Below are 18,978 nucleotides of genomic sequence, written 5' to 3' on the forward strand. Positions count from 1 at the left end.
CCGAACTTAAATTAAGGTCTACAATTTTTAGTGTTGCTTTTACTTTAGACTCTAAATTGAAATTGAATAAGATGCCACTTATTAGATCCTGTAAATATTCTGTGAGTGAGATGTCTTTAATTGAATCGGATTTATGAAGCTGTTCATGTAGTAAGGCTATAGTTTGAATTCTTAATTGGCTTTCTTTTAATTGTGATTTAGCTGTTTCGTCAACCACTCGACGGCTTTGTAGTTTCAGTAAGCTTGATAAGACCTGAAGGTTGTTTTTAACTCGGTGGTTTTGTTCCTTCAAAAGGAGTTGGTTTTGTATGTAGAGTTTTTTATTTTTTTTATTTAATTTATAAAGCATAGTACCAATAAGTATGGCTACTATAGTAAATGAAAGACTTGCAACAATGATATTTCTTTGACTGTAAATTAAACCCTCCTGTTTAGAGATTTGAGCGGTTTTCTTTTCGTCTTCATAAGCCAACTCTAAATTTGTTAAAGCGGCTTCTCTATCTTGTAATATTAGTTTTTTCTCAATGTTAAACAGCAGTTTATGGTTTTCGTATGCCGTGTTTGTGTCACCAATACCTAAGTTGTAGGCTACCTTAGCCTTCGCTAGATATATTTCAAAAGTAGTGTTGGGAAAGAAAACCTCATGGTAATCTGAATCAGCCTTGCTAATTAAGGCTAAAGCTTTTTTAGGATATCCGAACGTGGAGTATCCGTTTGCAAGGCTAAGTATTGAAACAGATGAGGCAATTGAAATAGAGTCGCTTTTGAATAACTTAACTCCAGATTCTAAGTATCTAATGGCTTCTTTTTTGCCTTGTATTTCAAGTAATTCGCCAATTGCAATATGTATAGGGGCTAAGAGTTTGAAGTTATTTCTAGCTGTCGCTTTTTTTTCAAGTTGATAAAAGGCATAAAGTGAGCTGTCTATTTGACTTGATTTTTCAGTACCTCGAGAATCAAAAATCCCCCATTCTGCACCCAGAATTCCTGCTAAAGATCCAAGAGCAATGTCTATGCCTTTTTCGGAATGTATTTCTTCAAAAATTTCAAGAGCTTTTCTAGTGTATTTTATACTCTCAGCTCTATTGAGCAATCCGATATGAATTTCAGATAGCCTTAGGTAAATGCGACCTAAATCGTATGAAGGACCTTGAGGCTCTAAAATGGCTAATGATTTAAGATAAAACCGCTGTGCTCTTGCCAGCTGCTTTTCAAATGCCCAGAATTTACCATATAAGTAATACGCTTCCGCCAAAAGTTTGGTATCCCCCGTTTTTTGTGCTTCGGCATAAACACTATCGTAATATGTTTTTTTCTCTTGCTGAATAGGAGAAAATTGGGCATAGAGATTAACCCTTACGAAAACAAAAAGGGTAATGAATAGGAAGTGATATTTAGGGCTAAGTTTTAGCAATAGTTTTTGATAGCTATAGAACAAAAATAGTGGATTTAATCTATTCTATATCAAACAATTGCTTCGTATCGCAGAATGGGTTATTCGTAAAGAATTTTAGACATTTGGAGCTTTTTTTTTGATTAGATATGCTCATATATGGAGCTTAGATTACTCTTTCTTTGAGGTGATTTAGTTAAAGTCAGAATTAAGAAAAAGGAATTTTTTTTAAATGAATTTAAAAAAGCACTATATCCACACAAAATTTAACAAGATGATTAAATCAAATGTCATCATCATGATTCAGACTAAAACATATCCCCTTTGATTTCAAGGTCATTATAAGAATAGCAAGGCTTTAAAAGAGATGTTTAAATTAGAAATTAACCCATGAAAAAAGAACTGCTTTTATTAATTGTAATGCTTGTTAGTATAAATATATCTGCTCAAACATACACGCTAACAAGGAATCTTCCCATTGCTGAAATAGCTGGTATAGGAACGGCTATCACTGCATTAGGAGATGATAATGTTACAAGTGCTCTGCCCATTGGTTTTGATTTTAACTTTTATGGAATTAGCTACACGCAATTTTATTTAGGTGCAAACGGGCTTTTATCATTTGGTCCTGCTAGTAAGGGAAGAACCTCAATTCCAAATAGTTCACTCTACAACTCAATTTGTTTTGCTAATTCCGATTTACATTGTGGTAGAGGAACCCCGACTATTAATTACTTTACTACAGGAATAGCTCCAAATCGTATATTGGTAATAAATTTTAAAAATGTCCAGCATTATTCTAATTCTGGCAATTTAACCTCTGCCCAAATTCAATTGTATGAAGGTTCAACCGGTAAAATTGAATTGCACATACTTGATATTTCGTCTGGCTATTCTAGAACAATTGGAATCCAAGCTAATAATCTTACAGATTACCTGACTGAAAGTACATTAAATGGAAATAGTAACTTATCGATCTCAAATGAGATGATACGTTTTCAGGCAACACCGACTTGTTCGAATACTTTAAATTTAACTAGCTCAGCTAATTCCCTTTGCCCAGGCACTAACTTACTCCTTACAGCTACAGCCAGTCCCAGTAGTAACGTGAGCTATGAATGGTATTTAAATAATAATTTAATTAATAATGCCAATCAAGCTACTTATGCTGCTGCAGAAGCAGGAGCATATAAAGTGAAAATTAATGATGCATTGGCTTCTTGTTCAAAAACAAGCACTCAACTTAATATTTCAAATAGTTTTAGCCCTTATTTGTCAGGTGGGAATTATAAATGTAATACCATGTACGCTTACCCTTCAGGTAATGGATATTCGTTTAAGTGGTTTAAAAACAATGTTCAGATTGCAAACCAAACTAGTAATAGTATAACATTACCAGATACTGGTACCTATTTTTCCAAAGTCACTTATAACGGCTGTGAAATTAGTACCCCAACTCAACATATTGATTCTAATGTAATTTCTTTACAACCGTATTCAACATTCTGTGGCTTAACCTATATTAGCAACAATAGTAGTTCATATAACAATTCAAATTCATATTCGTGGTCGGGTCCAAATGGGTTTGCTAGCAATATAGCTAGTCCTACAATCAGCAGTACTAGTAACAGCTCGATAAATGGCGTTTACAGTGTAGTCGTGAACTTTGGGTGTGAATCAAAATCGAAAACAGTGAATGTCTTGGTACCTACACCGTCTATAAATACCATTAGTACTGGGACTCCATACAAATGTGGTAACATATATTTTAGCTCTTCTTCTACAAGTAGTACAAATAAAACATACAGCTGGACAGGCCCAAATGGGTTTACAAGTGCCTTGTCAAATCCCGTCATTCCATTTACTACAACTCACAATAACGGTATTTATACATTAGTCATAAATTTTGGATGTAGTACCACGGCTAGCTCCACTGTTTCGGTTGCCATAAATGAAAATGTAGATAAATATGTGTATGGAAATTCGGGATACTTATGCGGAAACACATCGCTCTCGTCTACAATCTACACATCGGCAAATCCAACAATTAGTTATTCATGGATAGGCCCAAATGGATTTACAAGTACTCAGAAGGATCCAATAATTACGAATTTGGTTAGTTCAAACTCTGGCATATATACATTATCTGCGGCAATTGCCCAGTGCAGTGCAACCGTTACGGGCACTGCAAGTGTTAGTGTTAATAATCCATATGTTGTTATTAATAGTTCTGCAATAAAAGTATGTGAAGGTACTAACCTAACAATAAATACGACCTCCAATGGCGGTGGCGTAATTCCAGCATTCCAATGGACTGGCCCAAATAATTTTACCAGCACTCTGGAAGATCCTGTAATTAATAATATTACACAAATACATGCGGGTAAATATAAAGTTCAAGCCACTTTTGGAAATAATTGTTTTATTGCAAAAGACTCCGTAGAAATTTCTGTTGGGGCACCTAGTGTAAGTGCAAGTAATAGTTTTAATTCAAATATCATTTATGGTAATTGTCCTGGCGAAACTGGAAACCTTTATGTAAGTTATTATGGAAATTTATCTCCTACCTATTCTTGGAGCGGCCCAAATGGCTATAGCGGGAGCGGGTATAATCCAAATTTAACTCTAAATGCAAATTCAGCAGGAACTTACACTGTGACAGCAAACTTTGGTGCTTGTGGTACAAGTACAGCAACAACCAGCATCATATTGGGGCCACCGTCAAGTTACATATCTTCAAGTTTTAGAAATGATTACAATTGCCCAGGAACAACAGGCAGTTTAAGTTTTAATCCTTATAGAAATATCGTCGCTACTTACCAATGGAGTGGGCCTGGAGGTTTTACATCAACAAATCAAAATCCTAATTTAACGCTTTCTTCAACTTCAGGCGGAGTATATACTATAACTGCCAACTATGGAACATGTGGAACTAGTACTGCTGCCACAAGTATTTTAGTAGGTCCACCTAGTATTTCAGCCGGAAATTCGTCTCAAAGTTTTCTCTGCCCAACAGCCAGTAACCAATTGTTAGCTAGAATTAATGAAAGTGATAATACTTTGCCCTCCTATCCAACCATTGCTTCTTTCAGTTGGTCGGGACCAAATGCTTTCAGTTCCACAAGCCGGAATCCTGTATTATCAAATTTGACCACTGCAGCTTCTGGTTTTTATACTTTGTCTGTTACATTAACTAATGGCTGCACAGGTACTTATACCTCGAAAGTTGCGGTTAATGTAAGTACAGACCCAAATCCTTCTTCATCTCAATACTATAATGGTTATGGTTGTACAGATGATTCTACTACAATAAATGCAAGTCACTCAACACTTGGAAATACTATTGCCACATACAACTGGACTGGACCAAATTCCTTTAACAGTTCATTACAAAGCCCAAAGATTAAATATGCCGATGGAGGAGTTTATACACTAGTTAATACCTTCTCTGGAGGATGTACAGGTACCTATACAAGCTACATCACTGTCTTGCCAAATTCAAAACCAAGTCTTTATACTCCAACTGTGAGTAGTTTTTGTGAAGGTCAAAATTTGTATTTACCTAATATTTCTTCCAACAGCAATTTGACATATAATTGGACAGGGCCGAATGCGTTTATAAGTAATTTAAATAATCCTTTAATAACTAATTCGGCCTCTTCTAATCTTGCTGGAATATATTCGGTTTCTATTACTACGCCCAATTGCTTAGAAGCATATACTTCCACAGTTAGTCTTGTATTGAACCCTAGTTGTGTTGGCAATGCTTGTTCATTTAGTTCATTTGTGAGTGGGTCAAGTACAATTTGTCTAGGACAAAATGTACAATTATACACCCAATCAACAGGTAACATTCAGAATCTAAGTTGGACAGGCCCTAATGGTTTTTCTAGCTCTTCAAATCCAAATACTAGTCAAACTTCTACTACAATCCCGAACATTCAAAGCTCAGGCACATATACAGCCACGGCGATAATTAGTAGTGGTAATTGTATAGGTACATATACTTCTACAGTGTATGTAAATGTTATTTCAAATCCACCACAACCAAGCTTATCTTTATATTCAGGGTTAACATGCGAAAAAAGTAGTTTGAGTATTAACATAGGAGTAAATAACGGTGGGGCTATTAAAAATTATAAGATAGAAGGGCCAAATAGTTTTAAATATTATTATTCTTTCAATGACCCCGGCAGTTCGAGTAGCTCGGTCTATCGGTTCAATTCAAATGCTAGCATGGCGGGTCAGTATACCATAACCGCCGACTTATATGCTAATTGTAATTCCGTTCCAATTCCAGCTACTTCTACTATTAGCATAACTGTTAATCCCAAACCAGTGCCACCTGCTGTTTTTGGTAATCCAAACTCGATTGAATTAGGTCAAACCGCAACGATAAGTGGAACGGGATGTAGTACAGTTAATGATATAAAATGGAATTATGGTTTAATAGGTAGTCCGAATATTGTCAGCCCCAAAAAGACCATTGATTATTGGGCTTATTGTCAGTCAAATAATGGGTGCAGTAGCCTCAGTTCAAATCGAGTTAGTATTGTAGTGAATAGCTGTGCTACATCATTAAGTTTATCAAATCTGAATACTATTGATAATTTCAGTACTGGTAATGTATTAAAACAAGCAAACCAATCGACAGGGACAATTATGGCCAATAATTTCATAACAGGTTCTGCAAAAGTTATTTATCAAGCCAAAAACATTCAGTTAAGCCCTGGTTTTGTAGCGGAAAATGGAACAGTATTTCAGGCAGAAATGGGGGGATGTGATTAACTAATGCATTTCAAAATGGGGTTGTGAAAACTTGTAATGCATTCTAAATCAAATAATTGCTTCGTGACAGAATGGGTTATTCGTAAAGAATTACAGGCATTAGGATTTTTTTTGATAAGAGATGCTCTTAAATGAAGCTTAGATTAACCTTATGTATGTGAATTTTTAAAAAGAAATTCTAGATACCTTTCTTTCGACCACTATCGCATATAATCGTTACAACTACTGTAAATTCCCTAATGAGTGAAATTTTAAATACAAATATTGGGTAGCATATTCTAATCATTATCAAAAGGATGGAGATAACATTTCGGCCGCTACAGGTACAAATTATGAAGCGAAAGAGTTAGTAAATTATACAGTTGTAATTACTTCTGGGAATGAAACGGTAAACTCTAACAGTAATTAAACTATAGGCATTGAGCCTATTTTATACTCAGATAAAATAGATTTACAACTTTTCCCAAATCCAACTTCGGAACATTTTACAGTTGAGGTGAAATTGAATAAGAGTAGTGCTATGAAGTAAGACTTAGGGACTGTTGACGGAAGTATAATAAAGTCATGGGGCTAAAACATTCTGTTTTGATATATCTAATATTTTTCATATAAAATAGGAAGGTTTTCCTAGTTGTGTTATCAAATATTTGTAGGCTTTTCTCGCTCCTTTATAAATAGCATTCAACTGTAAAAAATAGATGTAAGGTAGTCGGAATAAAAATGGCCATCTATTATGTAGACTTACAGAATTTAGTAAGCCTACATATTTTTAAAATCTCCTTTATTCGATAAGGGTTGATTTAATCAACCCCTTTTCCTCAAATCCAAGGTAGTAGAAAGGTTACCAATACTTTCTTCTATTGGTATATTAACGGTTCTTGTATCGTGTTTCTCTTCAAAGAATCTACCTACAGCGGTATATTCCTGAACGGTTTTTACAGAACCCTGCGTATGGCCTTCGCTGTAGAACCTGGTATGTCTTCTAGCCTCCGCTTCCATACTGTTTACCGGTAAGGTATCATAGTTTCGTCCACCAGGATGAGCCACATGGTACGTAAAGCCACCAATAGATTTATTATTCCAAGTATCCACAATATCAAATGTTAGAGGCGTGTCTACGCCAATGGTTGGATGTAAAGCAGATGGGGGAGCCCAAGCTTTATAGCGAACACCAGCTACAAACTGCCCTTTAAGATTAGTGGCTCTTAGTGGTATTTTGGTGTCATTGCACGCCAGTATGTATCTGTCAGAGTTCCAGCCGTTTACTTTTATTTGTACACGCTCCACCGATGAATCCACGTATCTTGCTGTTCCCTGAGAGGTTACTTCTTCACCAAGAACATTCCATGGCTCTATGGCCCATCTTAGTTCTAGAGAAATATCACCGTATTGAGCCTTTCCTAATACCGGAAACCTGAATTCGATGAAGGCGTCAAACCAAGATCGGTCAAAATTATAACCAGCTTCTTGGATTTCGGAAACCACATCATAAAGGTCTTGCCTTACATAATGCTCTAGCATAAATTTATCATGCAGTTCTGTCCCCCATCTTACTAATCTTTTTTCGTAAGGTTTCTTCCAAAAACGTGCTATGAGTGTTCTTATAAGTAGATTTTGTGCCAAACTCATTTGTGCGTGAGGAGGCATATCAAACCCTCTAAACTCTAAAATACCTTGTCTGCCGGCAGTGCCATATGGAGAGTAAAGCTTGTCAATACAGAATTCTGCCCTGTGGGTGTTTCCTGTTACATCTATCAATAAATTTCTAAATAGCCTGTCTGCAATCCAAAGAGGAGGGTTCTCTTCTTTAGGTACCTGACTAAAAGCAATTTCTAGTTCGTAGAGTACATCGTCTCTCCCTTCATCTACTCTTGGAGCTTGAGAAGTAGGTCCAATAAAGGGTCCGCTAAAAAGATAAGATAAAGAGGGATGATGCTGCCAGTAGGTAATTAAACTTTGAAGCAATTTAGGTCTTCTAAGTAATGGGCTATCTTTTGGCGTAATGCCACCTATTGTAATATGGTTTCCGCCACCTGTTCCGGTGTGTCTTCCATCAATCATGAACTTCTCTGTACCTAATCGCGAAAGCTTAGCTTGCTCATAAAGGTTAAGCGTAGTGTTTACTAGCTCTCTCCAAGAAGAAGATGGGTGTGTATTCACTTCAATAACTCCTGGGTCTGGCGTAACCATTAATTTATGGAGTTTGCCTTCGCTGGAGGGCTCGTAGCCTTCTAAAATAACGGGAGTATTAAGTTCATTAGCCACTAAGTGTATGGCCGCTACCAATTCCAAATAATGCTCAAGAAGATCCTGAGGTGGTAAGAAGATATGAATACGCCCTTCTCTTACCTCAATACATAAGGCCGTTTTAAAACAAATATCTTCACGGGTCTTTTTGGTACTGGCAGTATTAGACTTTAGCTTGGCTTCGTAATCTTCTAAATGCGGTAGCGGAGCAAATGGGTCGCGAGGAAAAGTTTCATCTTCCATAATGGCTTCAGGAAGAGAGTTTAGCGGTAATCTGAAACCGAGAGCAGAATTTCCAGGAACTAAAAAGAGGTTTTTCTTTCTGAAAGGCCATTTGCAACTTTCCCAAGAAGATTCTTTTCTGTTAAATCTAAGAGGTAATACGTATCCAGTGGTATTTCCTAAGCCTTTATTAAGGTTCTCGGTTAAGGTTCTTCTTTCAACGCTATCTTTTAAGTTTAACTTCAAAGGGTCTTTATCGAGCGGAAGTTTATCTTCCTCCCAAGCAAAGTAAAAGGCGTCTTCATAAGATGGTAGAATGGCATTTTCTTCTAGCTTTAATAAAGTGCTCAATTTTTGAAAAAAACTTAAGGCATCCGCGGTGGTATTTTTTCCTTCTTTATTGGGTGATGCTATTAATTCTGAATTGCCCCAGATAGGTAAGCCGTCTTTTCTCCAAAAACATCCATATTGCCATCTTGGCAAAGATTCTCCTGGGTATAGTTTCCCCTGACCATAATGAAGCATTCCATTTGGAGCAAAACTTCCTCTGATACGTTTTGTGAGTTCTTGTGCTAATTTTCTTTTATGAGAACCATCTGCTGAAATATTCCATTCGGCCGCTTCCATATCATCAATAGATACAAAAGTGGGTTCTCCACCCATGGTGAGTCTCACGTCCATGGCTTCTAAATCTTGGTCTACTTTATCCCCCAGATTTAGGATGTCTTGCCATTGATTATCGGTATAAGGCTTAGTTACCCTAGGTTCTTCATGAATTCTTATGACCTCATTCTTGAAATTAAAGGTTGTTTCACAAGCATCTAATAAACCAGTGATAGGTGCCGCACTTCCAGGAGATGGCGTACAGGATAGCGGAATATGTCCTTCTCCTGCAAATAGTCCAGAAGTGGCATCTAGGCCAATCCAGCCCGCTCCAGGAATAAAAACTTCTGCCCAAGCATGAAGATCTGTAAAGTCGGCCTCAGGCCCAGAAGGGCCATCTAGCGACTTTTCGTCAGCGGTTAGCTGAACGAGATAGCCCGAAACAAATCTTGCAGCCAAGCCTAAATGGCGGAAAATTTGAACTAAGACCCATGCACTGTCTCGGCAAGAGCCTAAAGCCATACCGAGGGTCTGTTCGCAGGATTGAATACCTGGCTCTAATCTAATGGTATAGTTTACCTTTCTAAATAGGGCTTGATTTATGGCAACTAAGAAGTCTACAATCTGCATGTCCTCTTTAGGGACTTGAGTTTGTAAGAAATCTTTTAAAAGTTCACCTTCTTCACTAATTTCAAAGTAAGGACTTAACTCTTTTTTTATTTGATCGTCGTATTTAAAAGGGAATTTCTCCGCATATTCGTCTACAAAGAAATCGAAAGGATTCAGAACTATTAAATCCGCAATAACTTCTACATCGACATATAGATTTTTGATTTTTTCTGGAAAGACAACCCTAGCTTGAAAATTTCCAAAAGGATCTTGTTGCCAATTGATAAAATGATTTTCTGGAGATATCTTTAAGGAATAGGAGTGAATGGGTGTTCTAGAATGTACCGCAGGTTTCAATCTTATGACCTGAGGTGAAACATTGATGAATTTATCATAATCATAATGCATCTGATGGCGAATTGCGACTCTTATGGACATATATTGTACTTTATTGATTTATGAATATGATATTTTATTTGCTTTAACGAGCATTGTTTAAAATAAAAAGTGCTATAAACACAAGAAAATGATAGAACTATACAAAGATTGTTTAAAATTCGGCATCACAATAGCTTTGGTGATATTCTTAGATTGTAAATTGGAGAATCAGAGAGCTTGCTGCGTCATTTAGCTTTGTTTTTTTAATGTAATTGTAAGAAAATGGACTACTTTCTGAATTTCTTGCACTTTGTTTGTTTTTATTTCCTAAGATTCGAAATAATCGTTGGCGTTTTTGCTAAATTACAAAATCTATAATTCATTTATGTACATATATTATATATAAATGCCCGTTGGAGTACAAGATAACGGAATAAATTGAAGCTTAAAGATATGATTAACTCTTACATACCTAACGGAGACGTGTACGATGAGATGTTTGATGCCGATGGGACGGTTAGAAAACATTATGAAATATTATCAAAACATTTTGATAATTATGACACTGCCAGTTTTGAGAAATTGGCCAAGGAAGCAAGAGACATCTTCTTTAATAAGGGAATTACTTTTGCCGTTTACTCTGAAACAATGCAGTCCACCGAAAGGATTTTCCCTTTTGATCTGATTCCTAGATTAATTACGGCGTCTAAGTGGGACAAGCTGGAAGCGGGAATTGTTCAGAGAAATAAGGCAATAAACTTATTTTTAAAGGATATATATAACGGGCAAGAGATTTTTAAAGAGAATATTGTGCCTAGGGATCTGATTGAGAGTTCTGAGAATTTTCTTGATGTGATGAAAGGTTTTGTGCCACCTGGAGGAATCTATAACCATATCAGTGGCAGTGATGTTATTAGACATAAAGATGGGGAGTATTATGTTCTTGAAGATAATGTTCGGTGTCCATCTGGGGTAAGTTATGTTTATGCCAACAGAACCACATTAAAAGAAACTTTCCCACAGTTATTTATTGCAAATAAAACGAGACAGATAAACGACTATCCTTCTAATCTTTTGGATATGCTTCAGTCTGTTGCTCCGGAAAATATAGATTGTGAGCCCCGTTGCGTAGTTTTAACACCCGGTGTTTATAATTCTGCATATTACGAACACGCATGGCTGGCACAGTCTATGGGTATAGAGTTGGTAGAAGGAAGAGACTTGTATGTAGAAAATGACTGTGTTTATACTAGAACCATTAATGGAGCGGCTAAGGTACATGTGATCTATAGAAGAATAGATGATGCCTTTTTGGATCCAGAAGTTTTTAGGAAAGATTCTGCTTTGGGTATTCCAGGTATAATGCGTGCCTATAAAGCGGGTAATGTAAATCTTGTGAATGCACCGGGGACGGGAGTCGCCGACGATAAGGCTGTTTATATTTACATGCCTGAAATTATCAAGTTTTATTTAGGAGAAGAAGCAAAACTTAATAATGTACCCACCTACAGGTGTGAAATAGAAGAAGACTTTAAATTTGTATGTGAAAATATTCATAACCTTGTTATAAAGCCTGTAGATGAGTCTGGTGGATATGGAATTTCCATAGGAAACACTTTGACCGAAGCGGAAATAGAGGAGGTAAGGAAAACCATTACAGGAAATAGAAGAAAGTATATTGCCCAGCCCATTATGAGTCTTTCTATGGCTCCTACTTTTATGGAAGACACCAAAACCTTTGAACCTAGGTATTTGGATCTGCGGACTTTTTGCTTGCAGGGAGCTAGCCAAACTTACGTTTTACCTGGTGGGCTAACGCGAGTAGCTTTAAAAAAAGGAAACCTTATTGTAAACTCTTCTCAGGGTGGTGGTGCTAAAGATACCTGGGTAGTTAATTAAACTTATATGCTTTCAAGAATAGCGAACAATTTATACTGGGCTGGAAGAAACCTAGAAAGAATGGAGCATATTGCTCGTTTTGTACCGGTAAATTATTTTGCCAGTCTGGACGGACCTTTAGAAACGGGTTCACAGTTTGTGCTTAGAAATATAAATTCTATGGCAGGAAACCTGATAACAGAAGAAGATCTGGATGTTGACGCAGTGCTGTCAAACGTGGCCTTTGATTTAGAAAATCCATCGTCTATCATTTCATGTGCTAATCTGCTCAGAGAAAACTGTAGAGGAACACAAGATTTTATAAGCTCTGAGCTTTGGGAGGCGGTGAATAACCTATATCATTTTGTCAGGACATTTGACCAGGAAACCTACCTTAAAACCAGCATGAGTGATTTTATGCTCAAGGTTCTTGATTTGGTGCAATTGTGTAAAGCAAGAGTAGACAGTACGCTTATTCATGACCAAGGTTGGTCTATTTTGAAAATCGGAATTCTTTTAGAAAGGAGCTTTCAAATAACTAGAATTAGCCAACTTAAATTAGCGGATGAAAAGGCCTTAGAAGGTCAAGACCCTAGGATGATTGACAATGAGTTTGGTAATCTTCTTAAAAGCTTAGAAGCTTTTGACATGAACAGGAAGTATTATAAAAAGCCCGTAAAGAAAAGAAGAGCCTTAGAATTCCTGATTTTTAATGAGAAGTTTCCTCGTTCGTTGGCGTTTTGTCTATTTGAATTTAAAGAACGCATCAGCGATTTGTCTTTAGATCAAAAAGGAAAAGCAAATTCAGTTAAGCTAATCGCAAGAAACCTTAGAAATGAGCTCTTCTACTATCATATGGACGATATCGAAGGCAAGGAATCAGAATACCTAGATGATGTACAGTCTAGAATTATAGAAATAAATGAAATACTAGTAACTAAATATTTTGCGTATTCGTAAATACTGATTTGCGTATTATTCAATAAGTGCTTGTTCAAAAACCATTGACTTAACGCTATTTGAATGTCAAGTTTGAAAGCCACGTCATGAATCGAATCCCGTTATAATTAAATTCCATTTGATTGTTGCTGGATTCTTTCATTTATTTGACCGTTCTGTCTAATCCTCCCAATTAGGCTGCCCACTTCATATATTGGCTTTATCTGATCTGCCTAAGGTTTGCTTTTTAATTCCTACCGATACTTCAGTATTTCAATTACATCAAGAATTGATTTAAAATCACAAACAAAAGACGCTTTCGCTAAATGGGCGTCTAGCCTTAGCAATATGGGTTTTTTAACCCGCTTTATGCATTAGAAAATCTCCCGATTTTATCGGGACTGTAGCTAAATTGCTTCAAATCAGTTCGTAAACCCATTTAAACTCATTCACCAGAACCCTTCGACAAAAAGCTCAGGGTAAACGCTATGCTAATCTCGCTTAAATGTCTGATTAATTCCACTTTAACTGCTCATTACGATTCTCCAATGTATAAACCGGGTTTAATATGTTCATCGGGGGTATACGCATCAGAAAAAGATTTTTTTGAACTAATCCATCCAAAAGAAATCTAATGGCGTACATGCAGCATACAAATTATGAAATAACACAAATTATGAAAAAGCAAATTAAAACTTTAGCGTTTATTTTAGCTGGAATGGCCGCAAGTACAATGGTCAATGCTCAGGCTGTGATGGTTGGAGGAGAGGCTATGTATCCGAAAAAGAACATTGTAGAGAACGCTGTAAATTCTAATGACCATACTACACTAGTGGCGGCAGTTAAGGCTGCTGGTCTGGTAGACGCCTTAATGGGCGACGGTCCTTTGACGGTTTTTGCTCCTGTTAACTCGGCATTTGATGCTTTACCAAAAGGTACGGTTGCCACCCTTCTTAAACCAGAAAGTAAGGATATGCTGACTTCTGTTTTAACCTATCATGTAGTGTCAGGTAAAATTGATGCCGACGAACTTATGAAAATGATTAAGAAGGGGAAAGGAGTAGCGACACTCAAAACGCTTTCTGGTGGCATGCTAACGTTTAAAATGAATGGTATGCATAATATCATGATTCTGGACGAAAAAGGTGGGGCGGCCAATATCAATGTTTATGATGTTTATCAGAGCAATGGCGTGATACACTCTATAGATAAGGTATTAATGCCTAGCTAAATTTGACAGGAAAACTCCCTGTGATACGATAAGCTGGGAGTTAATTAATTACATTTATATAATACTTAAAACTCTTAACTGAATATATTTTGGCTACAAAAACAATCAGATATTCAGAGGATGAGCTTGTAATTTCACTTAAAAAGAATCAGCGACAGGCATTTGACTACCTGTACGACAATTATTCCTCTGCCCTGTTTGGGGTGATCTCAAGGATAATTCCGGACGAAGACAAAGCGGCAGATTTATTACAAGACGTTTTTCTGAAAATATGGAAAAAAATAGGTGACTACGAGCCGTCAAAGGCCAAGTTATACACCTGGATGATGAACATCGCACGTAATGCGTCAATAGATCTTTATAGAAAAGAGAAGAACAAATATCATGTGGATATTGACGGAGAAGTGGGCGTAATTGATAAAAGTAATCAAGAGGAAATTTCAGTGAATACACTGGATTTGCGTAGCATCGTTGACAAACTTAAACCAGAGCGTAAGATTTTGTTAGATTTGGTTTACTTGCAGGGTTATACTCAGCAAGAGGCCGCCGAGAAACTAGACATACCATTGGGTACAGCTAAATCTAGAATTAGGACAGCTTTACAGGACCTTAAACTCTACTATGCAGCATGAACATTAAAGAATTTATAGAATCATCAGGGATGCTGGAGGAGTACGTTTTAGGACACCTTCCAGAAAAGGAGGCTGCAGGTATAGAATGCCTAGCCCAGACCTATCCCGAAATTAAACAAGAAATAGAAGTGTTAAATCATTCACTAGGAAAATACATGGCGGTCTACGAGAAGCAGCCCCCTGCCTTTCTCAAGGATCAGATTTTCGCTCAGATGACTTTTGCGGAAGAGGATGAAGAATTACTTCCGGTACAAGAAGAGCAAGAAGCTACAGTAAAAATAATTCCATTATGGAGTAAAATGGCTTTAGCAGCGTCTGTATTGTTAGCAGCTACCACGGCGTGGGTGCTATCTCAAAATAACCAGCTAAAACTTGAATCTTCAGAAATGAGCCAAAGAGTGGAAGCCCTTGAAGGGTCTTTTAATAACAGCAGCTTACTTCTCGCAGAGTTTAATAATCCAGAAAATAAGATTGTTAAATTAGCCGGTACGGAAGGGAAACCAGACGCAGCAGTAACTGTGATGTGGAATCAGAAAGATAACTCTGTAGAACTCATGGTCAATAATCTCCCTGTGCCAGAAGCCGGTAAGCAATATCAGCTTTGGATAATAGGAGAAAATGGTCCAGAAGATATGGGAATGCTTGACAAAGATTTCCAGGGTAAATTATTATCGATGAAGTCTGTCAGTGGAAAACCATCTGCCTTTGCCATTACATTGGAAAAAGAGGGTGGAGTGCCAAGCCCAACATTAGAAGAACTTTACGTCATAGGAAACGTGTAAAGAATGTAGCCGGATATCGTTTATCCAACATCAAAATAGCCCTTCGGGGCTTTTGGTGTTTCTAGTCCAAAAAATGTTCGGTTTAAATTTCTATGAGGTCGCAGAGAGAACAAGCGAGAATATTTTTTCCGACGTTATCCTAAATAACTTCCCTATAAATAGGCCTTAATGATTCCGAAGTATTTGTACGAGATCAGGAAAAGTCATTGGAGATAGCCCTAAGGAGAAATTCTTAAGGCTATTTTTTTTTCAACGCATTCAAAAAGATTTTCGCTTGTTTCTGTAAAACGAAGAGTCAATCAAAGACGGGATATTATTGAGATTTTGAAAGGGTATACGAATCAACTCAACGAATTAACTTTAGATATAAGGAAAAAAGATAAATCTGCATTTGCAGATAAAATTATTCCATCCTCGCCACATACGTTTTGCTCCTCTGGAGCTGCTAAAATATTCCTTCTATCACATGAATTTTTACCTGTATTTTTTCGAATACTCCGTGCTATCTTAATGGATTTGCATTGATCTTTCTTCTCCATTGGAATAGTATCATCGCGTTTTGTAAATGATTGTATTATGTAACTAGCTGTATATAAATAGATTAAAAATATGTAATAAATAATCGATCTAAACTTTCAACTCGACACGTACGTAAGGGGAATTTAAAATTTAAACAAAAACGAATTATGAAAAAGTCAAAAAAAATATGGGGTGTAGTTGCTCTTCTTGCCGTAGGAATCGGCATCGTAGCTGCTGACCACATTGATGCTCCAGGAGTAAAAGGAACTACTGCAGACATTACAGATTTCTACGCATTCCAAGGGCAAAACACTGCTAACATGGTATTCGTAGCTAACCTTCAAGGTTTATTAAGTCCATCAGCTACCTCTGCAGCCGCCTTCGACGAGAATGTGCTGGTAGAGATTAACATTGACAACAACGGAGACAATGTGGAAGACTTAGTTATTCAGGCAATTCCAAGAGATGGAAAAATGTATTTCTTCGGTCCAGTGGCACCAAGTGCTCCAGGAGCCACGAGTACAGTGATGACAGCGGCACCAATGGCTTCTGTAGACATTACGCCTTATGGAACTGCAGCTAAAACTGCTACAGCCAGTGGTATGACTGTTTTTGCCGGTCCTCGTGACGACCCTTTCTTCTTTGATTTCGGAAAGTATACTGAAATCATTGGCGGAACTGCTACAGGGTTTAGTGCTAAAGGTACCGACACTTTTGCAGGTACAAACGTGCTTTCTCTTGTGGTAGAACTTCCAAAATCTGTTTTAGGAGGTACTGGTACGATCAACACATGGGTTGAAGCAAAAAGAAAATAATTATTCAATTACAATAACATTAGATTAAGATGAAAAAATTAGTGAGAAATATATTGGGAATGGCTCTGGTAGGAGCTTTCGCTCTAACGAGTTGCGATAAAGACGACGACATGGGAACGGTGAATCCAACAGGACCAGAATTCAGCGGTACATATAAGACTTCTGACCAAATGGGACGACCAGCAATTAACACGGTATTTGTACCGGCGAGTATGAAAGATGATTTCAACGTAACGCCACCTTCTCAGCAGGGAGCCAAATATGCTTCAGCTTTTGCAGCAGGTCTTAAAGGATTAAGCCCAGCTTATGCAAACGCGGGAGATAAAAATGCATTGGGTTTAGATGCAACGACTTTTGGTAGTGTTTTAGCTACGGATGTTTTAAGTGTATCTACTACAAAACCTACTACTTTTTATGATGGTACTAACGTACTTACAGGAAGAAACCTTTCTGACGACGTTATTACAGTTGAATTGCTTTTGATATTTGGAGGAGAAGACTTCTCTGAGAATACATCATTATCAAATGACAACGTGGATGCTAACGATAAAGCTTTTAGTGCTTCTTTTCCTTATCTAGCCACTCCTTGGTAAGATAATTTTAATGGGCAAGCATAAGTGCTTGCCCTATTTTTTAACTCTCAAACACATACGATTATGAACCGGCTATATATAATCTTACTTGGTGTTATTGCGTTGGCTTGTAACGCTCCTAAAAACACCGTCACGAACTCAGAAGACTACAATCGATACCTTATCGAAAATTTAGAGAACGAAGAACTAGATTTTCAGAAAGGAGAATTAAAGTTTTGGTCAGATAAGTTTGACCAAGCTCCTAACCAAAACACTTTTTTAAGTAAAATGGCAGGTGCGAACAATCAATTATTCGCTTTAACGGGTGAGATAAACTACTTAAACACCGCAGCAGATCAGCTAGCCCAGGTAAATGAAATGAGATCCACTTCAAGTGCCTCTGTTTTAAGGTCGCTGGCTAAAACCAGAATAACACAACATAGATTTCAAGAGGCAAATCAATGCCTAATCTTGGCAGATTCTTTAGGTGAAAATAAGGACGCTACCCAAAAAATGTTTTTTGATGTGGCTATGGAATTAGGTCAATATGAAAAAGCAGAGCAGGCTCTAAAAATGATGAGCGAGAAAGAGGATTTTGATTACCTCATAAGGTTGGCAAAATGGTATGATCATAAGGGAGACACCAAAGGAGCTATTGACCAGTTAATGCTCGCCAGTATTAAAGCAGAGGAAATAAACAGTAGAGAATTAAAACTTTGGATTTATTCTAATATGGCAGACTTTTACGGTCATGTGGGAGCCATTGAAAAATCTTACAATAATTATTTAAAGGCTTTAGAGATTGATAATCATTATGTTTATGCACTTAAAGGTATTGCCTGGATTGCGTTTTCTCATGAAAAAAATCTAGAAGAAGCAGAACGAATTATAACTTTCATTCAGAAGAAACATGTTGCACCTGATTACAATTTGTTAATGTCTGAAATCGCAAAATACAGGGGAGATTCGGAAAGAGAAGCCGCCTTAAATGCTAATTTTGTAGCCCAGGTTTCTGCTCCAGAATATGGAGACATGTATAATGCATATTTAGTGACAATGTTAGAAAAGAAGCCAGAAAGGGCCTTAGCGTTAGCCATTAAAGAGGTGAAAAATAGACCAACACCTCAATCTTACCAGTTGCTTTCTTCCGCAAATTATCAAAACGGTAATAAGTCTGAAGCACTACTTATTGCCAATTCAAAAGTTAAGGATAAAACCTTTGAGCCAAAAAGCTTATTCCATTTGGCACAGGTGTATAAGGCCATGGGAGACAAAGGAAATGTGGCCGCTTTAAAAACAGAATTGGAAGGAAGTTATTTTGAAGTAGGGCCAAACATGGCCGAGCTTATTAGAAAGTTGTAAGAAAAAAA

The 18,978-nt window shown here is 37.1% G+C and carries 11 protein-coding genes; 9 read left to right on the forward strand and 2 right to left on the reverse strand.

The features are described 5' to 3' along the window. Window positions 1-1,414, reverse strand: a 1,414-nt coding sequence (locus tag ACTBZY_RS18410; RefSeq protein ID WP_463047828.1) for a sensor histidine kinase, incomplete at its 3' end; no start/stop codon positions are given. A gap of 369 nt (window positions 1,415-1,783) precedes the next feature. On the opposite strand from ACTBZY_RS18410, the gene ACTBZY_RS18415 reads away from it, so the two are divergent. Continuing rightward, entirely contained in the window at window positions 1,784-6,181 is a 4,398-nt protein-coding gene (locus ACTBZY_RS18415; RefSeq protein ID WP_463047829.1) for a 3-coathanger stack domain-containing protein, read from the forward strand. A gap of 804 nt (window positions 6,182-6,985) precedes the next feature. Here ACTBZY_RS18415 and ACTBZY_RS18420 read toward each other — a convergent pair. Continuing rightward, window positions 6,986-10,300 carry a transglutaminase family protein gene (locus tag ACTBZY_RS18420; RefSeq protein WP_463047830.1) on the reverse strand — a complete coding sequence of 1,105 codons (3,315 nt, stop codon included), beginning with the start codon at window positions 10,298-10,300 and terminating at the stop codon, window positions 6,986-6,988. Window positions 10,301-10,693: 393 nt separating this feature from the next. Between ACTBZY_RS18420 and ACTBZY_RS18425 the strand changes: the two genes are divergently transcribed. From ACTBZY_RS18425 to ACTBZY_RS18460, 8 genes are all read left to right on the forward strand, one after another. Then, entirely contained in the window at window positions 10,694-12,139 is a 1,446-nt protein-coding gene (locus ACTBZY_RS18425) for a circularly permuted type 2 ATP-grasp protein (RefSeq protein WP_463047831.1), read from the forward strand. 6 nt (window positions 12,140-12,145) lie between these two features. After that, entirely contained in the window at window positions 12,146-13,078 is a 933-nt protein-coding gene (locus ACTBZY_RS18430; protein WP_463047832.1) for an alpha-E domain-containing protein, read from the forward strand. A 655-nt stretch (window positions 13,079-13,733) separates the two neighbouring features. Then, window positions 13,734-14,288 (forward strand): fasciclin domain-containing protein, encoded by a 555-nt coding sequence (locus tag ACTBZY_RS18435; protein ID WP_463047833.1) that lies wholly within the window; start codon window positions 13,734-13,736, stop codon window positions 14,286-14,288. An 89-nt stretch (window positions 14,289-14,377) separates the two neighbouring features. After that, a complete protein-coding gene (locus tag ACTBZY_RS18440; RefSeq protein WP_463047834.1) occupies window positions 14,378-14,920 on the forward strand; it encodes an RNA polymerase sigma factor in 543 nt (180 codons plus the stop codon). Next, window positions 14,917-15,702: an anti-sigma factor gene (locus tag ACTBZY_RS18445; RefSeq protein WP_463047835.1), complete on the forward strand. Its 786-nt coding sequence runs from the start codon at window positions 14,917-14,919 to the stop codon at window positions 15,700-15,702. Before ACTBZY_RS18440 ends, ACTBZY_RS18445 begins: the two co-directional genes overlap by 4 nt. A 686-nt stretch (window positions 15,703-16,388) precedes the next feature. After that, on the forward strand, window positions 16,389-17,036 hold the full coding sequence (locus ACTBZY_RS18450) for a DUF4331 family protein (RefSeq protein WP_463047836.1): 648 nt from the start codon (window positions 16,389-16,391) through the stop codon (window positions 17,034-17,036). Window positions 17,037-17,065: 29 nt separating this feature from the next. Beyond that, window positions 17,066-17,629: a DUF4331 family protein gene (locus ACTBZY_RS18455; protein WP_463047837.1), complete on the forward strand. Its 564-nt coding sequence runs from the start codon at window positions 17,066-17,068 to the stop codon at window positions 17,627-17,629. 63 nt (window positions 17,630-17,692) lie between these two features. Then, window positions 17,693-18,970: a hypothetical protein gene (locus ACTBZY_RS18460; RefSeq protein ID WP_463047838.1), complete on the forward strand. Its 1,278-nt coding sequence runs from the start codon at window positions 17,693-17,695 to the stop codon at window positions 18,968-18,970. Window positions 18,971-18,978 lie beyond the last annotated feature (8 nt).

The sequence above is a fragment of the Arcticibacterium sp. genome (genome assembly GCF_055134445.1).